This is a genomic window from Streptomyces tauricus (genome assembly GCF_014650955.1).
Classification (GTDB): Bacteria; Actinomycetota; Actinomycetes; order Streptomycetales; family Streptomycetaceae; genus Streptomyces; species Streptomyces tauricus.
The window spans coordinates 39,761-55,346 of record NZ_BMVY01000029.1 but is presented as its reverse complement, the minus strand read 5'-3'; the positions used below and the strand labels follow the sequence as shown (position 1 = coordinate 55,346).

Sequence of the window (15,586 nt, the reverse complement as noted above, 5' to 3'; positions counted from 1 at the left end):
GCCGCCCCTCAAGGACGGAGGGTCCATGGCCGACAATGTCACCTCGCTGTTCCGCACCGGCGCGCACAGCCCCTCGATGGCCGCGCTGGCACGAGAGAGCGGGGAGGCGGGTCCGGTGGACTTCTGTATCCCGTGCAATCCGTACTTTCCCTCGCCCAGGATGATGGACGAGCTGACCAACCGGCTGCGCGACATCATCACGTACTACCCGAGCAGCGCGGACACCATCACCGCCGAACTGTGCAACCTGCTGCAACTTCCCCCGCAGTGCGTGGCGATGGGCAACGGGTCCACGGAACTGATCACCTGGATCGACCACTTGCTGGTCCGGGAGTCGCTCGCCATCCCCGTCCCCACCTTCGGCCGCTGGACCGACCAGCCGCTGGAGACCGGCAAGCGCGTCGACATGTTCCCGCTCCAGGAGAGCAACGGCTTCGCCCTCGACCCGGCGCAGTACATCCAGTTCATACGCTCCAGGGGCACCCGGGCTGCCGTCATCTGCAACCCGAACAACCCCGACGGCGGCTTCCTGCCCAAGCAGACGATCCTGGCGTTCTGCGACGCGCTCGCCGACCTCGACCTGATCGTCATCGACGAGTCGTTCCTGGAGTTCGCCGACGCGGAGAACGAGCCGAGCATCGTCGAGGAGGCGGTGATGCGCCCCAACGTCATCGTGCTGCGCAGCCTCGGCAAGAACTTCGGGCTGCACGGCGTGCGGTTCGGCTACATGGTGGCCAACCCGGGCCTCGCCGGCCGCATCCGCTCGATGCTGCCCAAGTGGAACCTGAACGCCTTCGCGGAGACCGTGGTCTTCATGCTCAAGGACTACGGGGCCGAGTACATGGAGAGCCTGCACATGGTGCGCCGCGACCGGCTCGACATGGCGCGCCAGCTCTCCATGCTGCCCGGCCTCACGGTCTACCCCTCGCAGGGCAACTTCCTCTTCGTGCGTCTCCCCGTGGGCGCCGAGGGCACCGTGGTCCGGGACCGACTGCTCACCGAGCACCGGATCCTGGTCCGCGAGTGCGGCAACAAGATCGGCTCGTCCAGCCGCTTCGTACGGCTCGTGGTGCGCCCGCAGGAGGACGTACGCCGACTGGTGGTCGGCCTGGAAGCGGTGCTGTACGGGACCACCCGGCGCTCGGCCGCTCCCGTGCCCGAGCTGGCGACGGGGACCGGCTACAGCTCGGGGACGGCGGCGGTCGACCGGCTCGTCGGCTCGACGAACGGGCAGGGCTACCCGGGACTCGCGGGCGCGGCGAACGGCATGGTGCAGCAGCCGCAGCCGCCGCAACAGCTTCCGCAGCAACCGCCGCAGCCGCAGCCGCTCGTGGCGGCGGCCAACGGGATGGTCGGGCAGCCGCAGCCGTTGACCGCGGCGCAGACGCGGGGGACGACGGGGATGCCGGGCGGGCTGACCGCGGTGGCGGCTCAGGGTCAGCCGCAGTATGCGCAGCAGGGGTTCCCGCCGCAGCCCCAGGCGATGCCGCAGCCGCAGCCGGTGCCTCAGCAGCAGCCTGGCGGCTGGCCGAACACGCCGGGCGCGTCCAACGGAGCGGGCTGGCCTGCGGCCGGCGCCCCCAACCGAGCCGGCTGACCGCCTGGGGGGCGCTTACAGCCTGCGCAGTTCCCCGCGCCCCTAAAAACCCGCCGCCACCTGCGGGCGGGTGGCGGCTGAGCTAAAAGATTGCGCCGTTCCCCGCGCCCCTTAAGGGGCGCGGGGAACGGCGCAATCTTTTGTCTTTGGGGGCGCGGGCCCAGTTGACGCGGGGTTATGCGGGGTTGGGGCGCCACTGTTGGCAGTTGTTGTTCAGCCATGTCCACTGGCGGACGTCCGCCCCGTCGGCGGAGGAGCAGTCCGCGACATCCGCCACCTTTCCGGAAGCCTGGTTCACGATCCGCACGAACCCCCCACTCGTGGCCAGGAACCGAAACCGCTGACACGTGTTGTCGAGCCACGCCCACTGCCGCAGGTCGGCCCCGTCCGCGGAAGAGCAGTCCGCCGTGTCCAGCACCTTCCCGGACCCCACGTTCACGAGCCGGCTCGTATCGTCACCACGGTCCTCGACCCGCCACCGCTGATGGGCCCCGCCGTTGCACGCGTACTGCTGCACATTGGCCCCGTCGGCAGTCGAACCACCGGCCACCTCAAGGCACTTACCGCTGTTGCGGTTGGTCAGCGTGTACGTGGTGGATGTGCTCGACGGTTCCCCGGACGGCCCCGCCAGACTCGAACCGAGCGCCACCGGCGCACCGAAGTTCGGCGACCCGTCGGAGTTCCACGTGAACTTCTGCGCCCGCGTCGTCCGCCCGTTGTCACACCCGTCACTCGCGCTGTCGTTGGCGTGGTAGACGATCCAGCTCTCACTCCCGTCGGGTGAGGTGAAGAAGCCGTTGTGGCCCGGCCCGTACACCCCCGCGCTGTCGTTGCGCTGGAAGACCGGCGTGGACTTCTTCGTCCAGGAGGACGCGGCCAGCGGGTTGGAGCCGGTCAGGGTCAGCTGCCCGAGCTTGTAGTCGGGCGTCCAGCACCCGCTCGCGGAGTAGATGATCCGCGTGACCCCGCCGCGCTGCAGCACTTCGGGCCCCTCGTTCACCGTCCCGCCCGACCTCTCCCAGTCGTACGTGGGCGTGGAGATCGTCGAGAAGGACCCGCTGAGCGTGTACGGGTTGGACATCGGCGCGATGACGAGGTTCTGCGTCCCGCCGCTCGCGCTGCCCAGCAGATACAGCTGCCCGTTCACGTTCATGACGCTCGGATCCAGCATCCAGGCACTGTTGAGCTGGTTCTTGTACGTGTACGGCCCCATCGGGTCGGACCCGGAGCTCTCCAGGACGTGGGTGCGCTGGGTCGGGTTGTAGTCGGCGATGTTCTGCCCGGCCACGAAGTACAGGTACCACTTGCCGCCGGAGTAGTAGAGCTCGGGCGCCCAGATGTTGCAGCAGCGCGAGGCCGCGTCGCCCTTCCACACCTGCACGCTGGGCGCGGTGGCGAGCCCGCCCAGGGTCGGCGACTTGCGCATGGTGATGACGTCGGTCCAACTCGTCGTCACGAGGTAGTAGTTGCCGTCGTGGTACGAGATCCAGGGGTCGGCGCCCTTCACCGACTTGACCGGGTTGGCGAAGGTGGCCGCGCTAGCCGAGGACTGTCCGAGCGACAGGGCGAGGAGCAGCGCGGCCAGCAGGGTCAGTAGGCGACGGGCCATCCGCTGCTCCAGTTCAGGAGGTTGATGCCGAGTTTGGGAGTGCCGTTGTCCTGGCCGTCGTAGTAGTGGTAGACGATCAGGTCGCCGTCCGAGTCCGCCATGATCGACTGCCCGCCGGGCCCGATGTACCGGCCGTGCGACTCCAGCACCGGCGTGCCTCCGTTGTTCATCAGGGAGATGCCGTTCTTGTCGTAGTACGGCCCGGTGACACTGGTGGCCCGCCCGACCTTGACCTTGTACGTGGAGCTGGTGCCGGCGCAGCAGGTGTCGTACGAGGCGAACAGGTAGTAGTAGCCGCCCCGCTTGACGATGTACGGCGCCTCGACGGCCTTGGTGCCGGTCGGGCGGGACGCGATCGAGTAGCGCGTGGTGTTCGTCGAGAGCTGCTTGCCGGTCGACGGGTTGATCTGGATCATTTTCAGCCCGGTCCACCAACTGCCGAAGGACAGCCACCACTTGCCGTCGCCGTCGACGAAGAGGTTCGGGTCGATGGCGTTGTAGTCGCTGGAGGTGGTGGACGTGTAGACCGTCCCGTAGTCGCTCCAGGAGCCGGGCAGTCCGGTCGTCGAACCGGCGAGCCCGATGGCCGACCTGTTCGAGCCGAAGGTCGAGACGGCGTAGTACATCAGGTACTTGCCGCCCGCGTACGAGATGTCGGGCGCCCAGGCCTCGGTGGCGTACGACGACCACCAGCCCGGCTTGGTGCCGAAGGCGTCGGAGCCCGCGCTGAAGGCGATGCGGTTCGTCGACGTCTTGTGACTGAGGCCGCCGCCGGTCGCGTACAGCAGGTACTGGCCGGACGAGGTGCGGATCATCGTCGGGTCGTGGACGACGGTCGAGCCGGTGACGGTGCCCGGGTTCGGGTACGCGGAGGCGCTGGTGGGGACGAGGGCGAGCAGGACCGCCGCGGGGAGGGCGAGGAGTGCGGTCCTGCGGCGCGTACGACGGGCGGGGGTGCTGGAGGTGCGGCTCACGCGGATCCTCCTACGAGTGGGGGGAGTTGACGGGAGAGGAGCTGACGGGAAGGGCTTTCGTTCGAAATGACGGACAATGGTCATGACTTCGAACGAGAGGGATGACCGGAACGTAGAATCGAACCCCTTGCGCGTCAACGGTTCACACAGCCCCGCGCGCCCCGGTAAGCGTCGAAAGTTTTTCGGCGTCGCCGCTGTCTCACAACAGACTTGACGCCTCGTCACTTTGCCTGACCCACAGCGATTCGACAGATTCCGTTTCTACGGTGCCGTGTTCATGACAGACACATCGATCGGACGTCGAACCGTGCTCGTAGCGACAGGCGCCACCGCGGCCACCCTGGCCGTCGGTGCCACGCTCCCCGAGGCCCCCACCACGGCCCCCACTACGGCTGCCGACCAGCAGCCGGCCGCCGCCGCAGCCGTCTGCACCCTCACGAAGGAGATGACCGAAGGCCCCTACTACCTCGACGGACAACTCGTCCGCGCCGACATCAGCGAGGACAAGACCGGCATTCCGCTTGAGCTCACGCTCACCGTCGTCGACGACGACACCTGCGCCCCGCTCGACAGCGCGCTGGTGGAGATCTGGCACTGCGACGCGCTCGGCGAGTACTCCGGGTTCGTCGGCGGCAACGGGCACGACGAACCCGACAACGGCACGTTCCTGCGCGGCGGGGTCCTCACGGGCACCGACGGCGTCGCGAAGATCACGACGGTCTACCCCGGCTGGTACCGGGGGCGGTGCATCCACATCCACATCAAGGTGCACACCGACGTCACGCTGACCTCCGACGGCTCGTTCGAAGGCGGTCAGGAACTGCACACCGGGCAGCTGTTCTTCAACGAGGCCATCACCACGAGGGTCGCGGCGCTGCCGGTGTACGCGGCGAACACCGTGCCGCGGACCACGCTCGCGCAGGACGGCATCTACGACGACGGAGGTGCGGCTTCCGGTCTGCTGACCCTGACCGCGCTGGGCAGTTCGACGACTGCCGGGTACGCGGGTTCCTTGACGCTGGGCGTCGAGACCTCCTGATCGGCCACTCGTCGGGGTGCGGGCCGGTGGGGGTCGCCCCCACCGGCCCGCACCCCGAACACTCACCCCCGCCCACTACGGCTGAGCACCCGCATGCCCCGCGCGTCGACGACCCGCACCTGGAGCGAGCCGCACCCGCAACGGGTCCACACCGTGTGGCCCTCCGCGGTGCCGTGCCGGGACACCACCTGGAACGGCTCCGCACGGTCCGGCCACCCGCAGTACGGGCACGCCTCGCCGGCGGGCGTGCGGTGCGCTGTCGCCGCGCTGGTCATGTGTGGGCTCCTTACGTGTGGTTCGGCCGCGGGTGCGTGAGGGCTGACTGCGCAGTTCCCCGCGCCCCCGGAAGCGGAAGGACTCGGTACACCCCAGGGTGTAACGGAACGACCGTGTGCGTCCACGTTGACTTTCCGGACGTGACCCTTAAGCCTGGGCTTCATGATTGATCTGCGGCGACTCCATGTCCTGCGCGCCGTCGAGCACTACGGCACCGTCACCGCCGCCGCCCGCGCCCTGCATCTGACGACCTCCGCCGCCTCCCAGCAGGTCCGCCTGCTCGCCCGTGAGCTGGGAGTCGACCTGCTGGAACCGCAGGGCCGCGGCGTGCGGCTGACCCCCGCCGCGCGCAGCCTGATCACGCACGCCGACGCGATCCAGGCCCGCTGGGACCAGGCCGAGCTGGACCTGCGCGCCGACCACGACGATCCGGCCGGACTGCTGCGGGTGAGCGGTGTCCCGACGGCCGCCTCGGTACTGCTGGCCCCGATGGCGGCCCGGCTGCGCGCACGCCATCCCCGGCTCTCCGTACGCATCCAGGAGGCGGCCGTCCTGGAGGGCTTCGACCTGCTCTTCGAGGGCAGGGCCGACCTCGCGGTCGTCGAGGTGACCCCGCGCAACCCACCGCCCGGCGACGCCCGCTTCGACCAACGGCCGCTGCTGGACGACCCGTTCGACCTGGTCGTACCCGGCACGCACCGGCTGGCGGGACGCGAGCTGATCGACCTCGCGGAGGCCGCGCGCGAGGACTGGATCGCGCCGGTCGCCGACAGCCCCTGCCGACCGCACGTGCTGTCCGCATGCGGCGCCGCGGGCTTCACCCCCGACGTCGTTCACCTGGCCATGGACTGGAACGTCATGGCCCACCTCGTCGCGCACGGCCTCGGTGTCGCCCTCGTCCCCCGGCTCGCCCATCTGCCTCCCCATCTGCCGATCACCCGCGTCCGCTGCGCGGGCGACCCGCACCGCAAACTCCTCACCTGCACCCGCGCCGGGGGCCATGAGCGCCCGGCCGTCGCGGCGGCCCTCGCCGAACTCCGGGAACTGGCACCCACAGCGGTGGCGTGACCGTCACAGGGGAGCGCACTAGGGTGCCCCCCTGGCGGACCGTGGACGCGGGGCAGGGAAGGTGCGTGAGAGCTGTGGGGGTGCCGGGACACGGGGAGGACGTCGACGAACTGCTGCGGTTCGTACGGCGGCAGGGCACCCCGGCGGAGGTACTGGACTGGCTCGGGCGCCGGACCGGGGCGCACGTCGCGTGGATCGGCCGCGAGGGTGCGGTCGAGGCGGCCACGGCCGGCTTCCCCCGGCGGATCGCGGACGCGCTGACGGAGCAGGTGGAGCGGCTGTCCGGCGGACGGCTGGCCGCGGCCACCACACGGGTCGGCGAGCGGGAGGTGCGCCTGGAGGCCTTCGGCGGACGCGAACCGCGCCCGGTACTGGTGACGGTCAGCGCGTCGGCGCTGTCGCGGGAGGCCGCAGCCCTGGCCTCGCAGGCCGGCGGCATCCTCGACCTGCTGGGCAGGGCGTCGGACGCCGACGGCGGCACGCGCGGGTACGAGGCGAAGGCGGCGCAACTGCGCTTCGCGGTACTGACCGCGCTGCTCGCCGGGGACGTCACCATGGCACGCCGGATGACCACCGGGGACGTACCGCCGCTGCTGAACGCGGAGCGCGTACGCGTCCATCTCCTGCACTGCCCGCCCGCCGACCGCGACCGGTTGACCCGGACCTATCTGGACCCGTCGGGTTACCACGGCCCGGGTCTGATGGTGAACTGCCCGGTCTTCAAGGAGCAGTTGATCTGCCCCGTCGCCGTCGAGGACCCGGAGTCCGGGGGCGGCCGGTTCCGGCAGGGCGAGGTGCTGCGGCGGCTCGTCGCGAAGAACCCGGGGTACGCGCTCGGCGTCAGCAGGCCCCATCCGCTCGCCGCCACGGGCGAGGCCTACAACGAGGCCGTGCACGCCCTCGCCGTCGCCCGCAACTCCCCCGGCCGGCTGGCCGCCTACCGGGGCCGGCCCTCGCTGGTGCACGTACTGCCGCGCCGGGCGGCCCTCGCCTGGGCGCGGGCCTATCTGGAACCGCTGCAGTCCGTCCCCAAGCCCACCGAGGACGTCGTCCGCCTCGCGGTGACGTTCTCCCGGTCCGGCGTGGCCCGGCTGCTGCACCTCAGCCGCACCACCGTCACGGCCCACTGCCGCCGGGCGGAGGAGGCGCTGGGCGTCGACCTCGGCGAGGTCCGCACCCGCGCCACGCTCGATCTGGCCCTGTCCCTCACCGCGCTCCAGAGCGACCCCGCCGACTCCGCCGCCCAGACCGACACGGTCCAGCTGGTCGCGCCCCCGCTCGGGGAACTCCTGCGCACCTCCCCCGCGACGGCGTGGGCGGAACCCTTCCTGCGCCCTCTGCGCGACACCCGGCACCGCGATCTGTACGTCACCGTGGAGGCCTGGATCGACGCCAACACCGACGCGCAGCGGACGGCCGCGCGGGTGGGGCTGAGCCGCAACACGGTCCGCGCCCATCTGCGCGCCGCCGAACGCCTCCTCAACCGCGATCTGCTGACCACCGGCTCGGGCGTGCACGACCTGGTACACGCCCTGCGCGTGACGGGCGCTGGACAGCGTGCACACCCACCGGCCGAATCTGGCCAGCGTGCACGGTGGTCGTCGGCGGACGTCGCCTCATAACGTCCACAGTGCGCGGCGAATGGCCCACGGGGGAGGTCATTCGCCGCGGTCGCGCTCCCGCGCGGGGCACCGGCGTGTGTGGGTCCGTGCGGGGTCCGTGCGGGGTCCGTGCCGGATGCGAGGCCGTGTCGGGTGCGGGTTCGGTGAGGCTGGTCGTCGCGCCGTTCCCCGCGTCCCTGGGGCCCCTAGGCGTCCAGGGAAGCCAGAGGCCTCTCCCTCTCCCCCGCCCTCTCCTTGCGGTGGGCGCGGATCGAGTACGCGAGCGCCCCGGCCCACAGGGCGTACAGCAGCACGTACACACCCGCACTCACCGCGCCCGGGGCGGCCACCCAGTCGCTCTTGAGCAGCGTACGGACGTTGGTGACGACGATGACGCCGCCGACCGCCGAGCCCAGGACGCGCGGGGGCAGCAGGCGCACCAGCCAGGCCGCGACGGGCGCCGCGATCAGGCCGCCGATCAGGAACGCGGCGACCCAGCGCCAGTTCAGGCCCTGGGAGCCGAGGGAGAAGAGGAAACCGAGGCTGGCGGCGACGGCGACGAGGAACTCGCTGGTGTCGATGGACCCGATGACCTTGCGCGGCTCCATCCGGCCGCCGGCCAGCAGCGCCGGGGTACCGACCGGCCCCCAGCCGCCTCCGCCGGTCGCGTCGAGGAACCCGGCGACGAGGCCGAGCGGCGACAGGAACCGTCTGCGCAGCGGCTTGCCGAGATTGCCCTCGGGCAGGCCGCGAAAGGTGAACCGGGACATGACGTACAGCCCGAGCCCCAGCAGGATCAGGGACATCAGCGGCTCGGCGGTCCCGGTGGACAGCCCGGACAGGACGGTCGCCCCGAGGAACGACCCGACGGCTCCGGGCACCCCGATCCGGACGACGACCCTCCAGTCCACGTTCCCGAAGCGCCAGTGCGAGGCGCCGGACATCAGGGTCGTCCCGATCTCCGCGAGGTGGACCGTGGCGGAGGCGGCGGCCGGGTTGGTGCCCAGGGAGAGCAGCAGGGTGGTCGAGGTCACGCCGTAGGCCATACCGAGGCTGCCGTCCACCAGCTGGGCGCCCAGGCCCGCCAGGGCGAGCAGTACCAGCGTGCGCATCGTGTCCGTGTCCGTCCCGTCGTATCGCGAGGCCCCTCCGGAAAGCGCCTCGGGAGACGGAAGGGACGAACGGGACGCTAGGCGCCGGAGCTGAGGATTGCCTGAGCGTGGGATGAGGACGCCGCACAGGTGGTGCCGGGCAGACCGAGCCGGACCGACGGTGCCCCGGCCGGGGAGGGCCGGGGCACCGCGGCTTTCCGGGCCGCGGAGGGCGGGCGGCGGCTCAGACCAGGCGGATCATGTTCCAGGACAGCGGGTCCAGGGTGGTGGTGAGTTTGCCGTTCTGGAGTGTGGTGCCCGGGACGTCGTGCGGGCGTACCCGGTCCGGGGCCGTGAGGGTGTTGCGGGCGTCCGGGTCCTCGTCGGACAGGGCGCTGTGTTCCGTCACCGTCGTCAGGCTTAGGGCGTCGAGTGAGACCTCCAGCGGCAGTGACTCCGTTCGGCTGCGGTTGACGGCGAAGACCGTGACCGAGCCGTCCTCCGCGCGCACGGCGGTGGCGTGCAGCAGGTCCGTCTCGCCGTACTTCGCGGTCTCGTACGTCGGTGAGTCCACGCGTACGTCGAGGACCTCGCCCCGCCCGTAGCGCGAGGCCTGCGCGAACGGGAAGAACGTCGTCTGGCGCCAGGCCGGGCCGCCCGGCTCGGTCATGACCGGCGCGATGACGTTGACGAGCTGGGCCAGGCACGCGATCGTCACCCGGTCCGCGTGCCGCAGCAGGGCTATCAGGAGCGAGCCGAACACCACCGCGTCGGTGACGTTGTAGTTGTCCTCCAGGAGGCGCGGTGCCTCCGGCCAGTCCAGCGGGTTGCGCTCGGCCTCCTCCTGGGTGCGCGACAGGTACCAGACGTTCCACTCGTCGAAGGAGAGGTTGATCCGCTTCTTCGACTTCAGCCGCGCGCCGATGTGGTCGCAGGTGGCGACCACGTTCTCGATGAAGGACTCCATGTCCACGGCGGAGGCCAGGAAGGAGTCGACGTCTCCGTCGTGGGGCTCGTAGTAGGCGTGCAGGGAGATGTGGTCGACCAGGTCGTACGTCTCGGCCAGGACCGTGGCCTCCCACTCCGCGAAGGTCTCCATCGACTGGCCCGAGGAGCCGCAGGCGACGAGTTCGACGCCCGGGTCGATCTGCCGCATGGCGCGGGCCGTCTCGGCGGCGAGGCGGCCGTACTCCTCGGCCGTCTTGTGCCCGGTCTGCCAGGGGCCGTCCATCTCGTTGCCCAGGCACCACATGCGGATGGCGAAGGGATCCTTGTCGCCGTGCGCGACGCGGAGGTCGGAGAGCGCCGTGCCCGAGGGGTGGTTGGCATACTCCTGGAGTTCCAGGGCCTCGGCGACTCCTCTCGTGCCGAGGTTCACCGCCATCATCGGCTCGGCGTGAGGGCCGAGCTTCTTCAGGAACGCGATGTACTCGGACAGGCCGAAGCGGTTCGTCTCCGTGGAGCGCCAGGCCAGGTCCAGGCGGCGGGGGCGGTCCTCGGCGGGGCCCACCGAGTCCTCCCACTTGTAGCCGGAGACGAAGTTGCCGCCGGGGTAGCGGATCGTTGTGACGCCGAGTTCCCTCACCAGGTCGAGGACGTCCTGGCGGAGGCCCGCCTCGTCGGCGGTGGGGTGTCCGGGCTCGTATATGCCGGTGTATACGCAGCGGCCCAGGTGTTCTACGAACGAGCCGAACAGGCGGGGGTCTACTTCGCCGACCGTGAAAGCGGGGTCCAGGGTGAAGCGTGCCTTTTCTTGCATGGTGCCTTTTCGCCTTTCGGGAGGGGGCTCGGGTTTCGTCGGCGGGTGCGGGTGCGTGGTGGCTGGTCGCGCCCACGCGGCGGAGCCGCACAGGTCACGGCCCCGCGCCCCTGATAGCTAAAAGACCTTCGGCCAGCCCTCTTTCGACCAGCTGAGGCGGTTGAGCGCCAGCTTCGGGGTGCCCTCGTCCTGCGCGTCGTAGTAGTGGTACGCCAGCCAGTCCTTGCCCCGGTCGCTGAAGACCGACTGGCCGCCCGTGCCGATGTATCTGCCGTGGCCCTCCAGGAGGAGGTCGCCGCCGCCCTGGAGGAGGGGGGTGCCGGTGCTGTCCACGTACGGGCCGGTGATCGAGGCCGATCTGCCGACCCGGATCTTGTACGTGCTGTTCACGCCCGCGCAGCACGCGTCGTACGAGGCGAACAGGTAGTGGAAACGGCCGTGCTTGACGATGTACGGGCCCTCGACCGCGTACGGGGCGTCCGGGCGGGTCGCCAGGTGGTGGACCGTCGTGCCGGGGACGGCCTTGCCGGTGGCGGGGTTCAGTTCGACCATGCGGATGCCGGTCCAGTACGAGCCGAACGCCATCCACAGCTTGCCGTCGGCCCTGGTGATCGCCGGGTCGATGGCGTTCCAGGTGTCGGTGGTCCCGGAGGTGAGGACCTTGCCGTGGTCGGTCCAGGTGCCGGGCCGGCCGGAGTCGGAGGTGGCCACGCCGATCGCGGAGTGGTTGGTGCCCCAGGACGAGACCGCGTAGTAGAGCCAGTAGCGGCCCGCGCGGTAGGAGATGTCGGGGGCCCAGGGGTCGCCGGTGTCGTTGTACTCGTACCACCAGGACGGCGGTTCGGCGAAGGCGTTGCCCGCGTCGTCCCAGTGTCTGAGGTCCTTCGACAGGCGGGCGCCGATGATCCCGCCGGTCGAATAGGCCGCGTACTCACCCGACTTGAGGCGGATGACGGTCGGGTCGTGGATGATCTGCTGGCCGGTGAGAGGCAGGGGGTCCGGGTACTCGGCCGCCTGCGCCGTCGTCGGGAGCAGGGCGAGGAGGGCCGCGGCGAGTACCGCGGCGAGTCTGAACCGCTTCAACTGGTAGCTCCTTGAGGGGAGTTACGGGATGACGGACAAGGACTGAGGGCTACTGGCCCGCGAGGCCCGTGTGCGCGACGCCCGCCACGATCTGGCGCTGGAAGAAGACGAACACGATGATCAGCGGCAGGCCCGCCATCAGGCCGCCGGCCATGAGCTGGGCCCACTGGATGCCGTACGAGTTCATGACGGTCGCGATGCCGTTCGGCATGGTCATCAGGTCGGGGTTGTTGGTCACCATGTACGGCCACAGGAAGTTGTTCCAGGACGCGATGAACGTGAAGATGCCGACCGCGGCGAGGGAGGGGCGGGAGAGCGGGAGCACGATGGTGAAGAAGACCCGCCAGCGGCCCGCGCCGTCGATGAAGGCCGCCTCCTCCAGCTCGTGCGGGATGCCCTGGAAGAACTTGTAGAGGATGTAGACCATCGCGGCGGGCGCGCACTGCGGCAGGATCATGCCCCAGTAGGTGTCGACCATCCCCATCTGCTGGACGGTGGTGAAGAGGGGCACGCCGAGGACCGCCGGGGAGACCATCAGGCCGGTCATGACCAGGCCCAGCAGGGCTTTCTTGCCGCGGAACTCCGTGCGGGCGAAACCGTATCCGGCGAGCGCGCTGACCGTGAGGACCACGGCCGTCACGCACACCGAGACCACCACCGAGTTCACGAACCAGTTGGTGATGTTGCCGGTCTCGAAGATCGCCGACCAGGCCTGGGTCGTCCACTCCTCCGGCAGCCAGTGCGTCGGCACCTCGACGGCCTCGGTCTCGGACTTGAGCGAGGTGAACAGCGCCCAGACCAGAGGCGCGAGGAACACCACGGAGACGGCGGTGGCGACGAGGGTGAGCACGATCTGGCTGGGCGTCCAGGGCTTGCGGTCCTTGGACCCAACTGCCTTGGTTCCGCTGGTCTTTACGGGTGTCCGGGCCTCGTCGCGGGTCTGTGCTGCGGCGGTGGTCATCGGCCGCCCTCCTCACGGTTGCGCAGCAGCCACATCCGGGCGAGGGCGACGGCCGCGATGATCACGAAGAAGATGATGGAGATCGCGGAGGCGTAGCCGACGCGGTAGCTGGTGAAGCCCTCTTCGAGGGTGTACTGCACGAAGGTGCGCGTGGAGCCCTCGGGTCCCGGCAGGAAGTCCATCATCACCACGGCCTGGTCGAAGACCTGGAGCGAGGCGAGGATCTGCAGGGCGAGGACGAGTCCGGTGATGTTCCGCAGCATCGGCAGGGTGATGTGGACCATGCGGTGCCAGGCGTTCGCGCCGTCCAGCTTCGCGGCCTCGTAGAGGTGCGCGGGGATGCCCTGGAGGGCGGCGAGGTAGAGCAGGAAGCTGAAGCCGACCGTCCACCACAGGGTGCAGATGACGACGGCGAGCATGGCGTACGACTTGTCGGTCAGCCACGCCGTCTCCAGGCCGAGGACGTGGTTGACCATCCCGGTGCCGGGGTTGAACAGCCACTGCCACAGGTTGGCGGCGACGGTCGACGGCAGCAGGAACGGGGCGAAGAAGCACAGCCGCCACAGCCATTTGCCGCGCTCGATGTGGTGGGCGAGCATCGCGAGGAGGAAGGCGAGGACGGTGATGCAGGGCACGACCAGCAGCGTGAAGTAGGCGCTGTGGCCCAGCGATTCCCACACCAGCGGATCGTCCAGGGCCTCGCGGTAGTTGTCGAGGCCGATGAAGTTCGTGGCGTCGCCGGAGATGTTGGCGTCCGTGAAACTGAGGTAGAGGCCGCGCAGCAGCGGCCAGATCACGAACAGCGCGAACAGTACGAGGAACGGGGCGACGAACCAGCCGCCGTGCTGGAAGCCCTGCTTGCGGCGGACGGTGGCGGTGTCCGCGGCGGCCCTCGTACGCGCCGGGGCGATGACGGTCTCTGCGCTGGTCGTCGTCATACGACCGCACCTCCCTGCGCGGCGGTCCTGCCGTCCATGGGGTTCTTCGAGGCGAGCAGTTCGGTGAGCGTGCTCTTCATGCTGCGGGCGGCGGCGTCCGGCTTGGCGGAGCCCACCGTGGAGGAGACGACGATCGGGCCGACGCGCTGGGCGAGGATGCCGGTGGACCCGGCGAACCACACCTTCGGCTCGGTGGCCTGGTGGTCCATCGCCGAGACGTACTCGCTCTGCGGGTTCATCCTCTTGTACGCGGCCGTGGACAGGGTGGGTGTGTAGGCGGGGATGTGGCCGCCGGCCGCCCACTGCTGGGCGTGCTGGACGATGTACGCGGCGAGTTGGTGCGCGCCCTCGTTGGCGGCGCCGCCCCGGTCGGCCTGGTGCGGCAGGACGAAGGAGTGGGACTCGGCGTGGGTCGCCCGCTCGCCGAAGACCGGGGGCAGCGGGGTGGCACCGTACTCGATCTTCGCGCCGTCGAAGACGGGCACCGACCAGTTGCCCTCCCAGACGAACGGGCCGCCGTTGACGAACTGTTCGGCGCCCGCGCCGCCCGCGAAGCCCGGGTTCACGTACCCGTCGGTGATGTGCCGGCGCAGGAACTCCAGTACCCGCGTGGCCTTGTCGGTGTCGAAGGTGACCTCGGTGTCGGCGTCGTCGAACCAGGTGCCGCCGAGCTGGGTGTAGAAGGCGACGAAGAACCACCACTGGAAGTTCTGGTCGCTCGACCACATGCCGATGGTCTGCAGGCCCTTCTTGGTGGCTTTCTTGGCCTCCTTCAGGACGTCGAACCACTCGTCGACGGAGGTGACCGGCACGAGGTGGCCGTCGTCGCCGAGGAGGCCCGCCTTCTTCAGCACGTCCTTGCGGTAGAAGCAGAGCTGGACGTGGATGTCGAGCGGGAGCGCGTAGAGCTTGCCGCCGATGACGGCCCGTTTCCACAGCTCGGGGTTGAAGTCCGCCTCCCGCACGCCGTACTTGGCGAGCAGGTCGACGTCCCAGGGGTCCAGGAGCCGGCCCGGCGAGAACCCGGTGACCCGGCCCAGATGCATGACGCCCAGGTCGGGTGCGCGGTTGCCCGCCGCCGCCATGGCCAGCTTGGTGTAGAAGGGGCTCCCCCACTGGAGGGTGGAGTCCTTCACGTCGATGTCCGGATTGGCCTTCCGGAAGGAGTCCAGCATCGCGATCATGTTGTAGCCGTCGCCGCCGCTGAAGAGGTTCCAGTAGCGGACGCGGGTGTCCGCGCCGGAGGCGAGTGCGTCCGCTCCGGTGCCGAGCGCGGCGAATCCGAGGCTGCCCGCGACCGTCACGCCGCCGAGTCCCGCCAGGAGCTGCCTGCGATTCAGGCCAGGTCGTCCCATGCCCTGCCCCATCTGTTCGAGAGGTTCCGAGATATCTCTGTTCGAGATTTCGATTGGTGCTCGTAACTTCGAACGGACCGTAGATAGGAAGCGCTTACCCGTCAATGGTTTGCGCAGGAATTTCCCTGTGGATACCTGTGGATACCTATGGATGGCGGGGACGCCCGGGGATGTCCGGGGACGCCTGGGGACGCCCGGGAGCGCATGGGAGCGCACGGGTACGCCCGGGGATGTC

At 69.9% G+C, this 15,586-nt stretch carries 13 protein-coding genes; 4 read left to right on the top strand and 9 right to left on the bottom strand.

The features are described from left to right. The first annotated feature begins 25 nt into the window (after positions 1-25). Positions 26-1,597 carry a pyridoxal phosphate-dependent aminotransferase gene (locus IE278_RS31930; RefSeq protein WP_189777176.1) on the top strand — a complete coding sequence of 524 codons (1,572 nt, stop codon included), beginning with the start codon at positions 26-28 and terminating at the stop codon, positions 1,595-1,597. A gap of 175 nt (positions 1,598-1,772) precedes the next feature. On the opposite strand, the gene IE278_RS31925 is transcribed toward IE278_RS31930, so the two are convergent. Then, entirely contained in the window at positions 1,773-3,206 is a 1,434-nt protein-coding gene (locus IE278_RS31925; RefSeq protein WP_189777174.1) for a family 43 glycosylhydrolase, read from the bottom strand. Then, positions 3,188-4,180: an arabinan endo-1,5-alpha-L-arabinosidase gene (locus tag IE278_RS31920; protein ID WP_246570954.1), complete on the bottom strand. Its 993-nt coding sequence runs from the start codon at positions 4,178-4,180 to the stop codon at positions 3,188-3,190. The genes IE278_RS31925 and IE278_RS31920 overlap by 19 nt, the downstream gene beginning before the upstream one ends. Positions 4,181-4,457: 277 nt before the next feature. Here IE278_RS31920 and IE278_RS31915 point away from each other — a divergent pair, with 277 nt between their 5' ends. After that, positions 4,458-5,219: an intradiol ring-cleavage dioxygenase gene (locus IE278_RS31915; protein WP_189777169.1), complete on the top strand. Its 762-nt coding sequence runs from the start codon at positions 4,458-4,460 to the stop codon at positions 5,217-5,219. A gap of 62 nt (positions 5,220-5,281) precedes the next feature. On the opposite strand, the gene IE278_RS31910 is transcribed toward IE278_RS31915, so the two are convergent. Further along, positions 5,282-5,494, bottom strand: a complete 213-nt coding sequence (locus IE278_RS31910) for a hypothetical protein (protein WP_189777167.1) — start codon at positions 5,492-5,494, stop codon at positions 5,282-5,284. Positions 5,495-5,657: 163 nt separating this feature from the next. On the opposite strand from IE278_RS31910, the gene IE278_RS31905 reads away from it, so the two are divergent. Continuing rightward, the gene (locus tag IE278_RS31905) at positions 5,658-6,563 is read left to right on the top strand and encodes a LysR family transcriptional regulator (protein WP_189777165.1); all 906 of its coding nucleotides are present in this window, start codon (positions 5,658-5,660) and stop codon (positions 6,561-6,563) included. Positions 6,564-6,628: 65 nt separating this feature from the next. Continuing rightward, entirely contained in the window at positions 6,629-8,185 is a 1,557-nt protein-coding gene (locus IE278_RS31900; protein ID WP_189777163.1) for a helix-turn-helix domain-containing protein, read from the top strand. A gap of 185 nt (positions 8,186-8,370) precedes the next feature. On the opposite strand, the gene IE278_RS31895 is transcribed toward IE278_RS31900, so the two are convergent. The 6 genes from IE278_RS31895 to IE278_RS31870 all read right to left on the bottom strand — a co-directional run bounded on the left by IE278_RS31895 (position 8,371) and on the right by IE278_RS31870 (position 15,351). Continuing rightward, a complete protein-coding gene (locus IE278_RS31895; protein ID WP_189777161.1) occupies positions 8,371-9,276 on the bottom strand; it encodes a sulfite exporter TauE/SafE family protein in 906 nt (301 codons plus the stop codon). Between the two features lie 223 nt (positions 9,277-9,499). Next, positions 9,500-11,014: an arabinosylfuranosidase ArfA gene (gene arfA, locus IE278_RS31890; RefSeq protein ID WP_189777159.1), complete on the bottom strand. Its 1,515-nt coding sequence runs from the start codon at positions 11,012-11,014 to the stop codon at positions 9,500-9,502. A 117-nt stretch (positions 11,015-11,131) separates the two neighbouring features. Next, a complete protein-coding gene (locus IE278_RS31885) occupies positions 11,132-12,097 on the bottom strand; it encodes an arabinan endo-1,5-alpha-L-arabinosidase (protein WP_189777157.1) in 966 nt (321 codons plus the stop codon). Positions 12,098-12,146: 49 nt separating this feature from the next. Continuing rightward, positions 12,147-13,058 (bottom strand): carbohydrate ABC transporter permease, encoded by a 912-nt coding sequence (locus IE278_RS31880; protein ID WP_246570951.1) that lies wholly within the window; start codon positions 13,056-13,058, stop codon positions 12,147-12,149. Next, the gene (locus tag IE278_RS31875) at positions 13,055-13,996 is read right to left on the bottom strand and encodes a carbohydrate ABC transporter permease (RefSeq protein ID WP_189777155.1); all 942 of its coding nucleotides are present in this window, start codon (positions 13,994-13,996) and stop codon (positions 13,055-13,057) included. The genes IE278_RS31880 and IE278_RS31875 overlap by 4 nt, the downstream gene beginning before the upstream one ends. Beyond that, the gene (locus IE278_RS31870) at positions 13,993-15,351 is read right to left on the bottom strand and encodes an extracellular solute-binding protein (protein WP_189777153.1); all 1,359 of its coding nucleotides are present in this window, start codon (positions 15,349-15,351) and stop codon (positions 13,993-13,995) included. Before IE278_RS31870 ends, IE278_RS31875 begins: the two co-directional genes overlap by 4 nt. Between the last annotated feature and the right edge of the window lie 235 nt (positions 15,352-15,586).

Bases quoted from the DNA above. Each gene is read 5' to 3' on its own strand.
- IE278_RS31930 (WP_189777176.1), top strand. From the start codon at position 26: ATGGCCGACAATGTCACCTCGCTGTTCCGCACCGGCGCGCACAGCCCC.
- IE278_RS31925 (WP_189777174.1), bottom strand. From the start codon at position 3,206: ATGGCCCGTCGCCTACTGACCCTGCTGGCCGCGCTGCTCCTCGCCCTG.
- IE278_RS31915 (WP_189777169.1), top strand. From the start codon at position 4,458: ATGACAGACACATCGATCGGACGTCGAACCGTGCTCGTAGCGACAGGC.
- IE278_RS31910 (WP_189777167.1), bottom strand. From the start codon at position 5,494: ATGACCAGCGCGGCGACAGCGCACCGCACGCCCGCCGGCGAGGCGTGC.
- IE278_RS31905 (WP_189777165.1), top strand. From the start codon at position 5,658: ATGATTGATCTGCGGCGACTCCATGTCCTGCGCGCCGTCGAGCACTAC.
- IE278_RS31895 (WP_189777161.1), bottom strand. From the start codon at position 9,276: ATGCGCACGCTGGTACTGCTCGCCCTGGCGGGCCTGGGCGCCCAGCTG.
- arfA (WP_189777159.1), bottom strand. From the start codon at position 11,014: ATGCAAGAAAAGGCACGCTTCACCCTGGACCCCGCTTTCACGGTCGGC.
- IE278_RS31880 (WP_246570951.1), bottom strand. From the start codon at position 13,058: ATGACCACCGCCGCAGCACAGACCCGCGACGAGGCCCGGACACCCGTA.
- IE278_RS31875 (WP_189777155.1), bottom strand. From the start codon at position 13,996: ATGACGACGACCAGCGCAGAGACCGTCATCGCCCCGGCGCGTACGAGG.
- IE278_RS31870 (WP_189777153.1), bottom strand. From the start codon at position 15,351: ATGGGACGACCTGGCCTGAATCGCAGGCAGCTCCTGGCGGGACTCGGC.